Origin of the sequence: Chryseobacterium jejuense (genome assembly GCF_017877355.1) — a bacterium.
GTDB classification, from domain to species: Bacteria; Bacteroidota; Bacteroidia; order Flavobacteriales; family Weeksellaceae; genus Chryseobacterium; species Chryseobacterium jejuense_A.
The window spans coordinates 82,613-94,478 of sequence record NZ_JAGIPR010000001.1; the positions used below are offsets into that span (position 1 = coordinate 82,613).

Consider the following 11,866-nt stretch of genomic DNA (forward strand, 5'->3'; position numbering starts at 1 on the left):
GTAAAAACTATGGAAATTTTAAAACAGATCCTTTCCTCGGATTTAGGCTCACCAATGAATAATACTGCATTTCTGATTTTCCGGGTACTCCTTGCCATTCAGCTATTCAGAGTACATGGCTTAAAGAAATTCAGACTGGAAAACGGACAAAGAGAAGTGATTCCAAATCCCCTGGGGATGCCTGATAAACTCAATGCCTTGGCGGCTTCGTTTGCTGATCTGGTGGTTCCATTTCTGATCATTTTAGGACTGGGAACCAGACTTGCGGTTTTACCGACAATAGGCGTTACGGCTATAGGATATTTTGTGGTTCACAGGAAAGATTCGCTGGAAGTACGGGATGTTCCTTTTATGTACACGCTGTCGTTGTTACTGATTCTTGCATTGGGTGCAGGAAGATATTCACTTGATTATTACTTATTAAATATATTATAAAATGAAAACTTCAATCGGAATTAAAAACGAAAATTTAGCAAAAGTTGCTGAAGTGCTGGTTGCAACTTTAGCAGATGAATTTGTATTGTATACCAAAACGAAAAAGGCACACTGGAATGTGGAAGGACCGGATTTTTACAACAAACATTTGTTTTTTGAAGCACAATATGAACAGCTGGACGGCATGATCGATGATCTGGCTGAAAGAATCAGAATATTGGGACATTATGCGCCGGCTACGCTCAGGGAATATCTTGCTTTAACGCATTTGTCTGAGCATCACCTGGAATCGAACGACAGTCTGACTTATATCAGAGAGCTGCTTTCCGACCACGAAAGTATCATCATTCATCTTCGTGAAAATATTGAAAACTTTGCTGTTGAATTCCGTGATTCAGGCACAAGCGACTATATTACAGGATTGCTGGAAACACATGAAAAAATGGGCTGGATGCTCCGTTCACACTTAAAATAACAAAATGGAGGTAAAACATAATATTGGTTTTGTTACCTTATTGTTAACCATGATTGCCGGATACTGTGATACAGTGACCTTTGTAGCGGCAGATGCCCTTTTTTCGGCACATGTTACAGGAAACTTTATTGTATTTGCCTATCAGTTTGTGAAAGGGTCGGATATTCATGCGTGGGTAAAGCTGCTTACTTTTCCGATATTTATTCTCGCTGTTATGGCGGGAGGAAGGATTGCCGGGAAAGTAATCAATCATTATACACTGTTATTCTGGGAAGGAGCATTGCTTCTTTTAGCAGGAACTATTGTTATAATTTTCAGTTATTACGGAATGTTTTCGGAAGTGGTGATGTATGCTGTTGCTATGATTGCAGTCTTTGCTATGGGACTTCAGAATGCCTTCGGAAAACTGTATGCGAAAGAAACTCATGGTCCGACTACAATGATGACAGGAAATGTAACCCAGGCCTCTCTGGATTTCGGAACGCTTTTATCAAACGGCTTTCATCACCCTGAGGCATTGGCAAGCCTAAAGAAGCAGTTGATTACCATACTCGGATTTCTGGTGGGGTGTTTTTTAGGGGCTTATGCAGGAAAACAGCTAGGGCTGGTAACACTGATTCTACCGGGGCTGGCAATGATAATCTGCTATTTTTACCACCGTAAAAACTAGCACGGGACTATGGCAGATTACAGGATAATAGATTATCTTTAAAAAATGAATTTCAGCCTTTATTTTTTATCTAAAAATCTACTAAAGATAGTATGTTTTTCATTGGTTTTTATGTTTTCATGCATAGCAGAAGCACAGATCAAAGAAAATCCCGCACTGTTGAGAAAACAGATTTCCTCTTCCACAAATAATGCTCAGAAAACTGTATTATTGCTGCGACTGAGTAATTATTATGTTACTAAAAAAGGAGAATTAAAAGCTGATCTCGACAGTGCTGCTATTCTGAACAGACAGGCAAAAGCACTGAATATAAAATTCGGAGATCCAATGTCTGCCGGAAAACTCATATTTCTGGATGCGAAAATAAATAAAGAAAGAGGAAACAAAACCATGGCATTTTCCGGAATGAAAGAAGCACTTTCCTATTTTGAGGCCCATCAATTTAAGGAACAGGCCGGAGAGGCATACAATGAATTATCGTATATGTATGACAATAAACCTGAATACTTTGATACTAAAATTAAACTGAAAGAAAAAGCGTTGGAATTTTTTAAGAATTCAGGATCAAAGGTGAATCAGGCAGGCGTTTTAAAAGATATAGGCGAGCTTTATTATATCAAGGAAAATCCTGATAAGGCTTTGGGTTTGCTCAAGCAATCCTTGTCCGTGTATCAATCAGTGAAATTCAGAGAATTACAAAGTGTGTACAATCTTATTTCCCAGGTTGAAATTCAGAAGGGGGACTATGAGGAAGCTCTCCGCTATGGACTTCTGGCAGAAAAAACTGCGGAAAGCGTGAATGATTACTCTTTACAGATGTGTTCTATTTACAGCAATATCGGAATGGTGTATTATTATCTTCGTCAGAATGATGATGCCATGAAGTATTGGGAAAAATCATTGGCCACTGCGAAAAAAAACAAAGATAATAGCTATATCAGAACGGTTGCTAATAATATCTCTACGATGCTGATCAGACAAAAAAAGTTTAAGCAGGCCATTACCATGATAGAAGAATACAGAGAACGGTATCCGATAGTAGACCAGAATTTTGAAATGTCAGAAAATTATATCCTGTTCAGCACTTATACTATTTTAAAGCAGTTTAACGAAGCAGAAGCATACTACAAAAAATTGGTGGCCTATTACGGTGAAAATGCGGAAAAGAATAATCAACAGGCTTCATTGCTGCGAAGCTTTGTCTTTTATCACTACCAGACCCGGAACTTTGATAAAATGTATCGTGAAGCCAGACTTTTTGATTCAATAGCCAAAAATAACGGGAATGATATGCTTCGTTCGGAAAATCATTTAATGTGGTTCAAAGCAGATTCTATACAAGGAAAATACCTTGATGCCATACAGCATTATCAGCTGTATAAGAAACTTTCCGATTCTGTTTTTAATGGCGAAAAAAGCAAGCAGATCAACGGCCTTAAAATTCAGTTTGAGACAGAGCAGAAGGATAAAAATATTCAGCTGCTGACCCAGAAATCAAAACTGCAGGATATTAAAATTGCCAATGATACTTTTATCAGATATGTCTTTATTGGGAGCATTCTGGCACTGATTCTTTTTGCTGCCTTGCTGTATAACCGATCAAGATTAAAAAGTAATGCAAATAAAAACCTGGAACTGAAACGTAAGCAGATTGATGAACAGAATGAACAGCTGAAGAAATTACTTTCCGAGAAAGAATGGCTCTTAAAGGAAATTCATCACAGGGTCAAAAATAATCTGCAGATTGTGATCAGCCTGCTGAATACACAGTCAGCTTATCTGGACAATGAAGATGCCCTGATGGCCATTCAGAACAGCCAGCACAGAATGCACGCCATGTCCCTGATCCACCAGAAGCTTTATCAGTCTGACAATCTTTCAATGATTGACATGTCATGGTACATTTATGAGCTGATTACGTATATCAAGGAATGCTATTCCTCTGACAGAAAAATTAATTTCACAGTGGATACTGATAAAGTTTTTCTTGATGTTGCACAAGCTGTTCCTATGGGATTGATCGTTAATGAAGCGGTTAACAATACGGTAAAATATGCCTTCCCGGAGGATCAGAAAGGTGAAGTTTCTGTTTCATTTAAAAATACCGGTGAGGATCTTTGTGAACTGATGATTTCAGATAATGGAGTAGGGCTTCCTGAAGATTTTAATATCGAAGAAACAGAATCTTTGGGCATGAATCTGATGCGGGGGCTTACCGATCAGCTGGATGGTACGTTCCATCTCGAAAACAAAGGTGGATTAAAAGTTACGATTACCTTCAGAAAAAATACAGAAATTACTCCTTCAAATTAAAGGCTGATTATAATGAAAGAAAAAATATTAATTGTAGAAGATGAATTTATTGTTGCCAATGATTTGAAACTGATGCTGATGAAAGCCGGTTATCAGATCACAGGAATTGCATCTTCAGTGGTTCAGGCCAGAAAATTGATTGCAGAAAATAAACCTGACTGGGTACTACTTGATATCATCTTAAAAGGTGATCTTACAGGAATTGACCTCGCCTGGGAACTGCGTGAAATCAACCTGCCTTTTCTTTATATTTCAGCCAATACCAACCAGTCTACCCTAGAGGCAGTGAAAGAAACGCAGCCTTACGGATTTATGGTAAAGCCGTTCCGCGAACGTGATATGATTGTCATGCTTGATATAGCAAAATATCGGTATGATATGGAAAGGGGCGGTGAATTGTGCGTTGATACTGGAAATAATGAAGTGATTGAAGGAATTATCGGAAAAAGCAAAGGACTTCAGGATGTTGTTGAAAAAATAAAAGTTGTTGCCCCTACAGAAACTTCTGTTTTGGTGGTAGGAGAAAGCGGAACCGGAAAGGAAAAAGTGGCCCGTTCCGTTCATGATCTTTCAGACCGTAGTGCTCATCCTCTTGTTGTGGTCAATTGTGCAGCACTGCCGCATGCGCTTATCGAATCCGAGCTTTTTGGCCATGAAAAAGGAAGCTTTACAGGGGCTAATATATTGAGAATCGGAAAATTTGAACAAGCCAGCGGAGGAACGGTCTTCCTGGATGAAATAGGCGAGCTGCCATTGGATTCACAGGTTAAATTGCTCAGAGTTTTACAGGAAAAAGAAATAGAAAGGCTGGGAGGAAATAATACCATTAAAGTAAACGTAAGAATTGTTGCAGCTACCAATCGTTCCCTGGAAAAAGAAGTGGCAGAAGGAAGATTCAGGCTGGATCTGTATTACCGTTTGAATGTTTTTCCTATTGAACTGCCTCCGCTGAGAGAAAGAAAGGAAGATGTCGTATTGCTGGCCCTCTTTTTCCTGAATAAATATGCTGCTGCCTCAAGAAAAAATATTACTTCAATAAGCGAAAAGGGACTAGAACAACTGTTAAATTACCACTGGCCCGGAAATATCCGTGAGCTGGAACATCTTATTGAAAGAAGTGTTTTATTGACAAAAACCACAGAAATAGAAAGCTTCGATCTGCCTAAAACAATTGAAAAACCTTTGGAAAAGCAGGGCCAGCTGAAATCATTGGAAGATATGGAAAGAGATCATATTATGAATGCACTTCAGAGTTCCAACGGAAAAGTTTCCGGGCCGGGCGGTGCTGCAGAGCTATTGAAGGTTCAGCCTCAGACTTTATATTCCAAAATGAAGAAATTAGGAATTGACAAAGGATATAAATAATCAGGAACAGAGCTAATTCGCGAAAGACTTTAGCCGATATCTTCTTTTAATTTTATTAATAATCACTCTTCAAATTGTTTGAGGATAGAATATTTACGCCTTTACGTATAATAATCAAAGAACAAATAACCAGATCATTATGGAAAAAGAAACACTTAGAATAGAAGGATTCAGCGACGCTGTTTTTGCAATAGCTGTTACTCTTTTAGTATTAGATCTTCACTTCCCTGAAGAAAACTCAATAAAGAACGGGAATGACCTGCTAGTTTTCCTGAGAAATCAGTGGCCTTCATTTCTGGCATTTATCCTTTCATTTTTCAGCATTTTCATCATGTGGGTGAACCATCATAAGATCTTCAAACAGATTTACAGCCGGAATTCTGCCATTATGTTTGCCAATGGGCTGATCCTTTTTCTGGTTTCGGCAGTTTCTTATCCTACCGCTTTGCTGGCAAGGTATTTTGACGGTCAGGCTTCTTCTGTTGTTGTGGCGCTCTATACCGGTATTTTTGTTCTGATCAATCTGGCGTATAATTTATTATGGTTTCTGGCCACCCGGAACAAAAAACTTTTACGCCCCGGCATTACCGATGCTGCTATAAAACATATCCATAATAATTACTTATACGGGCTGCCTATCTATGTTATTGCATTAATCCTGTCTTTCTGGACCCCGGCAGTTTCTTTGCTGATCATTTTGGGACTTTGGATTTTCTGGGCGTTGTCTTCCGGGAAAATAGAAATGACGCATGACAGGCATTATTCAGTCCCCTTAAAATAGTGTTTTTTCTCTATTCCAAGCTTCTGCATTTTGGAAATCAGTGTGGTTGGAGGTAATCCCAGCAGCCTCGCGGCACCTGTTTCACCAAAAATACGCCCATTACATTTTTCAATAATTTTTAAAATATATTCCTTTTCGAATTCCTGCAGGGTTTTGACCTGAAAATCCTGATCTGTATTTTGATAATCAATAACTTTCGGAAAATCCATTTCCCTGATGATATCGCCTTTTGCAGTCAGCATGCTTCTTTCAATCATATTTTCCAGTTCACGGATATTGCCGAGCCATGGATTAGCGATCATCATTTTTACTATTTTCTGAGAAAAACCTTTGATCTTTTTGAATGTCTTCGGGTACAGTTTCTCAAGAAAATAGTTTGCCAGTAAAGGAATATCTTCCTTTCTTTCCCGCAGTGCCGGAAGATGAACAGGAAATACATTAAGTCTGTAAAAAAGATCACTTCTGAACCGTCCTTCCGCTACTTCTTTTTCAAGGTTTCTGTTGGTGGCTGTAATGATCCGCACATTTACTCTGATTCTTTTGTTTCCACCAATTCTTTCAATTTCTTTTTCCTGAAGAACCCTTAGAAGCCTGGTTTGTAATTCCAGGGGAAGTTCACCTATTTCATCCAGAAAGATAGTACTGTTGTGTGCCTGTTCAAATTTCCCTTTCCGCTGTTCCGTTGCACCGGTAAAGCTGCCTTTTTCATGTCCGAACAATTCAGATTCTATCAGATTGGCAGGAATGGCTGCACAGTTTATTCTGATCATCTTTTTCCCGGAAAACTCTGAAAGTTCGTGAATGGCCTGTGCTATAAGTTCTTTTCCCGTACCCGTTTCTCCAAAGATGATTACATTGGATTGCGAAGGAGCTACCTGTGAGATCTGTTCGAAAATATGCTGCATCACTTCACTTTGTCCCACAATTCCCTGAAAACCGTATCCGCTTTTCTTTACTTCTCCGATTTCTTTCGGAAAGTTCTGAATATTTCCCTTAAGTGCTATCAACTGTTCATGAACATTAATATTATGAAGGGTAATGGAAAGCTGGGTAGAAATACCATTTAAAATTCTTTCCGGAATATCATTGAATGAAATGAAATTTCTGTAAAAAAGGAAAATTACGTTTTTACTTTCATTGATACCAGGTAAACCCAACCCGATAACCATTCGCATTTCCGAATCTTTAGCTTTGGTAAAATAAGAAGGAAGCAATGACAATTCTTTAAGATCAAAAAGGAGGGGCTCCGCTGAATCAAGACAGTTTTTAACATAAATATCAAGCTGATTATCTATAATACAATTTTGATTTTCTACCCAGCTGCTGAGAATTTCAACAGATTGTTTGTAATCCTTTATAATAATAAAATCATTAAATCTTAGTTCCGTTTTGAAAGACTTATTTAAAACAAGCTGAAGTTGTTTTGAATCCATAATGGTAGACAACTCTTTCGTTAAATGAGAAATAATAAATTGTTCTTTCTGCATTTCCTGCAGGCGTTTCATCATTTCTGCATTGGGATCAGAAAACTTGCTCATAGAAAAATTCTTACTTGAAAGTTTAAAGATAGGGAAATTGAAAACATATTCTATGAAAACAAGGTTTCTGTAGTAGATTATATATAGAAATTAATGATGTTGTATTAAAGGATGCTGTTACATTGTTCTTTTACTTTATGACCAGATAATCTTAGTCTATAAATTCATTGTTTCGCAAAACTTTAGTCCCGGAGTAGTAAAATTGGTAAAATAAAGCGATTATTTATGTGGTTTTTAACAATGAAAAGTGTGCTTTTTACATTTTTTTTTCAAGCAAAATGAAAAAAAAAAAGATTCTTCTTATCATAATATTTATTCTGAAAATCAAATTTTTTTTTTGTGCTGATTGATATTGCAATTAATTGTAAATTCATGTCTTATGAAATAAGTAAGTGTAAAATTAATGATAACCTTATCATATTTTTTATACAATTGATATCATGAAAATTCGATATGTAATATATTGATAAGCAGTAGATAATGGAGGATTTATTTTTTTTATTCAGATGAATTTTTATATTTGTAATGTTACCAAAATGTTAACGAACTAATGAATCAGAACTTTATCCATACCTATGTCTCTGTAGATTGTGTTGTCTTTGGATTTGACCATGAAAACCGGTTGAATATATTATTAGTACAACGCCATGTTGATGATATACCATTGGAAAAACAGATCAAACTTCCAGGAAGTTTGATATTCAGTGACGAAGATGTAGATGATGCTGCACAAAGAGTACTTCATGAACTTACGGGGATTAAAAAAATGGTTCTCAAACAGTTCAAATGCTTTGCCGATCCTATGAGAGCAAGTAATGCGCATGATATCAAATGGATGGATCAGGAATACAAACATCATATAGACAGGATCATTACGGTTGCCTATCTTTCTCTTTGTAAAATAGATCACAAGATCAACAGTACAAAATATGATACCGTAGACTGGTATCCTATTGATGAGGTTCCGGTATTACCTTTTGACCATAACAAAATTATCAATGAATCTTTGATGGAGATCAGAAAATGGATTGAATCTGATTTCTCCATTATTTTTGAGCTGCTGCCAAAAAGATTCACCATAAGACAGCTCTATCAGCTCTATAGCGCTTTAAATGAAAAAAATATTGATATTAAGAATTTCCATAAAAAAATATCATCATTCCCCTATATTGTTCCTTTGGATGAAATTCAAAAAGATGTATCACACCGTGCGGCAAGATATTACAGATTTGATGCTAAGATTTACAAGAAAAACAATACAAAACTTATAAAATAACCCCTCTTAAATATTATGTACTTACTAGGCTATGACATTGGCAGTTCTTCTGTGAAAGTGTGTCTCATTGAGGCATCCAGTGGAAAAGTGATTGCTTCTGAATTTTCTCCCAAAAAAGAAATGAAAATCACTGCGATAAATCCGGGATGGGCAGAACAAAACCCGGTTGACTGGTGGATCAATCTGAAATTGGCACATGAAGCTGTTATGCATGAATCCGGAGTACATGCTGAAGATATTAAAGGAATTGGAATCACCTGGCAGATGCACGGTTTGATTTTGGTAGATAAAGACCAGAACCTTTTAAGATCATCCATTATCTGGTGTGACAGTCGTGCTGTGCCTTATGGTGAAAGAGCTTTTAAAACAATAGGAGAAGAAAAATGTCTCTCCCATCTGTTGAATTCACCAGGAAATTTTACAGCATCAAAGCTTGCATGGGTAAAAGAAAATGAACCTGAAATTTTTGAAAAGATAGATAAAATAATGCTCCCTGGGGACTATATTGCGATGAGACTCTCAGGACAGATAGGGATGACCATCGAGGGATTATCAGAAGGAATTTTCTGGGATTTTAAGAACAACTGTATTTCAGAAGATATCATTAATCACTATGGCATACCGAAAAGTTTTTTTCCTGAAATCGTACCAACGTTTGGTATCCAGGCAACGGTTTCCAGGCCGGCAGCGGAGGAATTAGGCTTAAAAGAAGGAACGCCCATCTCATACAGGGCAGGAGACCAGCCTAATAATGCTCTTTCCCTGAATGTTTTTAACCCGGGAGAAATTGCCTCTACTGCAGGAACTTCCGGAGTGGTGTATGGAGTTCTGGACCAGCTGGAATATGATAAGTTATCAAGGGTAAATACTTTTGCCCATGTCAATTATACACCGGAACAGATCAGACTGGGTGTTTTACTGTGTATCAACGGAACCGGTATTTTAAATTCCTGGTTAAAACATAATTTCGCGACCTCACTCTCTTCTTATGGTGATATGAATGATATGGCTTCGCTTTCACCTATAGGATCAAAAGGATTAAGCATCATCCCTTTTGGAAACGGAGCAGAGAGAGTGCTTGAAAATAAGGATACAAGCTGTTCGATTCACGGAATTAATTTCAATATCCATTCAAAAGGTGATATTCTTCGCGCAGCACAGGAAGGTATTGTATTCTCTTATGAGTACGGAATGGATATCATGAGAAATATCGGAATGGATATTCAGGTCGTCCGTGCAGGAAATGCCAATATGTTTTTAAGTTCAATTTTTCGCCAGTCGTTATCCAGTGTCAGCAATGCAGTTATTGAGCTTTATGATACCGATGGCGCAGTAGGAGCAGCAAGAGCTGCCGGAATGGGAATAGGATTTTATTCAGGTTCCGGAGAAGCATTTTCTTCACTTGAAAAAATAGCAGTGATAGAGCCTGAACATGAAAAACAAGAACAATATTTAGAAGCCTATGCCAGATGGAAACTTCATCTTAACGAAATAATCTAGAACAATTACAACAGCATTTTTTATCCTCTTACTGACTTTTAAGAACCAGTGAGAAGGGAGTCTCTACGCAAAAAATTAAAACAAATTAAAAATAATCAAATAAATATGAACACTTTAACAGGTACAAAAGAGTTTTTTACAGGTATTGAAAAAATTAAATTTGAAGGGAAGGAAAGCAAGAACCCGTTGGCATTCCGCTATTATGATGCGGAAAGGATCGTAATGGGAAAACCTATGAAAGACTGGACAAGATTTGCAATGGCCTGGTGGCATACCCTATGTGCAAACGGAAGCGATCCGTTCGGAGGACCTACAATTCACCACCCATGGGATATCGGAAATGATGCAGTGACCAGAGCAATGCATAAAATGGACGCAGGTTTTGAATTCATGTCTAAAATGGGCTTTAATTATTACTGCTTCCATGATATCGATTTGGTAGACCCCGCCAATAATTGGAAAGACTATGAGAAGAATATGCAGGCTATTGTGGAATATGCAAAACAAAAGCAGAAGGAAACAGGAATTAAACTTTTATGGGGAACAGCCAATGTATTCACCCATGAAAGATACATGAACGGAGCCTCTACCAATCCCAATTTTGATGTTTTAGCTTGTGCAGGCACTCAGGTGAAAAATTCAATAGATGCTACCATAGAGCTTGGTGGTGAAAACTATGTTTTCTGGGGTGGAAGAGAAGGATATATGAGTCTTTTAAATACCGATATGAAGCGTGAAAAAGATCATCTGGCCCGTTTCCTTTCCATGTCAAGAGATTATGCCCGTCAGCAAGGATTTAAAGGAACTTTCCTTATTGAACCTAAACCAATGGAGCCTACCAAACATCAGTATGATTATGACTCTGAAACCGTAATTGGATTCCTGAGACATTATGGACTAGACAAAGACTTTAAACTGAATATCGAAGTGAATCATGCTACATTGGCAGGTCATACATTTGAACATGAACTTCAGGTTGCTGTAGATGCAGGACTTTTAGGAAGTATTGATGCTAACAGGGGAGATTATCAAAACGGCTGGGATACAGATCAGTTCCCGATTGATTATTATGACATGGTGCAGGCATGGCTTGTATTGCTTCCGACAGGAGGTCTGGGAACCGGAGGAGTAAACTTTGATGCCAAAATCAGAAGAAATTCCATTGATGCTGAAGATTTATTCATTTCCCACATTTCAGGAATGGACGTATTCGCTAAAGGCCTTCTTGCAGCAGCAGATATTCTTGAAAATTCGGATTACAAAAAACTGAGAACAAACCGCTATGCTTCTTTTGATAACGGAAACGGAAAAGCATTCGAGGAAGGTGCGCTTACCTTGGAAGACCTTCAGAGAATCGCTCACGAAATAGGTGAACCACAGCCAAAAAGCGGAAAACAGGAACTGTTTGAGGCCATTGTGAATATGTATATATAATAAAAAGATAAAAGGCTCATAAACACTAAGGATTTTTATATACTATAATTATTAAATAGCCTTTTGTTCAACAACTAAT

At 37.6% G+C, this 11,866-nt stretch carries 10 protein-coding genes; 9 read left to right on the plus strand and 1 reads right to left on the minus strand.

All coding sequences use genetic code 11. The annotated features are described in order from the left end of the window. Window positions 1-9 precede the first annotated feature (9 nt). The 6 genes from J2772_RS00400 (at window position 10) to J2772_RS00425 (ending at window position 6,039) form a co-directional block, all read left to right on the plus strand. Window positions 10-435 carry a DoxX family protein gene (locus J2772_RS00400; protein WP_209912357.1) on the plus strand — a complete coding sequence of 142 codons (426 nt, stop codon included), beginning with the start codon at window positions 10-12 and terminating at the stop codon, window positions 433-435. A 1-nt stretch (window position 436) separates the two neighbouring features. Continuing rightward, window positions 437-910, plus strand: a complete 474-nt coding sequence (locus J2772_RS00405; protein WP_209912358.1) for a Dps family protein — start codon at window positions 437-439, stop codon at window positions 908-910. Between the two features lie 4 nt (window positions 911-914). Further along, window positions 915-1,580 carry a YoaK family protein gene (locus J2772_RS00410; RefSeq protein ID WP_209912359.1) on the plus strand — a complete coding sequence of 222 codons (666 nt, stop codon included), beginning with the start codon at window positions 915-917 and terminating at the stop codon, window positions 1,578-1,580. A 111-nt stretch (window positions 1,581-1,691) separates the two neighbouring features. Continuing rightward, the gene (locus J2772_RS00415; RefSeq protein ID WP_209912360.1) at window positions 1,692-3,893 is read left to right on the plus strand and encodes a histidine kinase dimerization/phosphoacceptor domain -containing protein; all 2,202 of its coding nucleotides are present in this window, start codon (window positions 1,692-1,694) and stop codon (window positions 3,891-3,893) included. Between the two features lie 12 nt (window positions 3,894-3,905). Continuing rightward, window positions 3,906-5,258 (plus strand): sigma-54-dependent transcriptional regulator, encoded by a 1,353-nt coding sequence (locus J2772_RS00420; RefSeq protein WP_209912361.1) that lies wholly within the window; start codon window positions 3,906-3,908, stop codon window positions 5,256-5,258. Window positions 5,259-5,397: 139 nt separating this feature from the next. Beyond that, window positions 5,398-6,039: a TMEM175 family protein gene (locus tag J2772_RS00425; RefSeq protein ID WP_209912362.1), complete on the plus strand. Its 642-nt coding sequence runs from the start codon at window positions 5,398-5,400 to the stop codon at window positions 6,037-6,039. On the opposite strand, the gene J2772_RS00430 is transcribed toward J2772_RS00425, so the two are convergent. Continuing rightward, window positions 6,018-7,577: a sigma-54 interaction domain-containing protein gene (locus J2772_RS00430; protein ID WP_209912363.1), complete on the minus strand. Its 1,560-nt coding sequence runs from the start codon at window positions 7,575-7,577 to the stop codon at window positions 6,018-6,020. The two genes, J2772_RS00425 and J2772_RS00430, sit on opposite strands and share 22 nt — an antisense overlap. Before the next feature lie 550 nt (window positions 7,578-8,127). On the opposite strand from J2772_RS00430, the gene J2772_RS00435 reads away from it, so the two are divergent. From J2772_RS00435 to xylA, 3 genes are all read left to right on the plus strand, one after another. Continuing rightward, window positions 8,128-8,853 carry an NUDIX hydrolase gene (locus J2772_RS00435; protein ID WP_209912364.1) on the plus strand — a complete coding sequence of 242 codons (726 nt, stop codon included), beginning with the start codon at window positions 8,128-8,130 and terminating at the stop codon, window positions 8,851-8,853. A 15-nt stretch (window positions 8,854-8,868) separates the two neighbouring features. Beyond that, on the plus strand, window positions 8,869-10,353 hold the full coding sequence (locus J2772_RS00440) for a xylulokinase (RefSeq protein ID WP_209912365.1): 1,485 nt from the start codon (window positions 8,869-8,871) through the stop codon (window positions 10,351-10,353). 105 nt (window positions 10,354-10,458) lie between these two features. Continuing rightward, window positions 10,459-11,787 carry a xylose isomerase gene (gene xylA, locus J2772_RS00445; protein ID WP_209912366.1) on the plus strand — a complete coding sequence of 443 codons (1,329 nt, stop codon included), beginning with the start codon at window positions 10,459-10,461 and terminating at the stop codon, window positions 11,785-11,787. Window positions 11,788-11,866 lie beyond the last annotated feature (79 nt).

Coding starts and splice junctions, on each gene's coding strand:
- J2772_RS00430 (WP_209912363.1), bottom strand. CDS start 7,577: ATGAGCAAGTTTTCTGATCCCAATGCAGAAATGATGAAACGCCTGCAG.
- J2772_RS00400 (WP_209912357.1), top strand. CDS start 10: ATGGAAATTTTAAAACAGATCCTTTCCTCGGATTTAGGCTCACCAATG.
- J2772_RS00420 (WP_209912361.1), top strand. CDS start 3,906: ATGAAAGAAAAAATATTAATTGTAGAAGATGAATTTATTGTTGCCAAT.
- J2772_RS00435 (WP_209912364.1), top strand. CDS start 8,128: ATGAATCAGAACTTTATCCATACCTATGTCTCTGTAGATTGTGTTGTC.
- J2772_RS00410 (WP_209912359.1), top strand. CDS start 915: ATGGAGGTAAAACATAATATTGGTTTTGTTACCTTATTGTTAACCATG.
- xylA (WP_209912366.1), top strand. CDS start 10,459: ATGAACACTTTAACAGGTACAAAAGAGTTTTTTACAGGTATTGAAAAA.
- J2772_RS00405 (WP_209912358.1), top strand. CDS start 437: ATGAAAACTTCAATCGGAATTAAAAACGAAAATTTAGCAAAAGTTGCT.
- J2772_RS00440 (WP_209912365.1), top strand. CDS start 8,869: ATGTACTTACTAGGCTATGACATTGGCAGTTCTTCTGTGAAAGTGTGT.
- J2772_RS00415 (WP_209912360.1), top strand. CDS start 1,692: ATGTTTTCATGCATAGCAGAAGCACAGATCAAAGAAAATCCCGCACTG.
- J2772_RS00425 (WP_209912362.1), top strand. CDS start 5,398: ATGGAAAAAGAAACACTTAGAATAGAAGGATTCAGCGACGCTGTTTTT.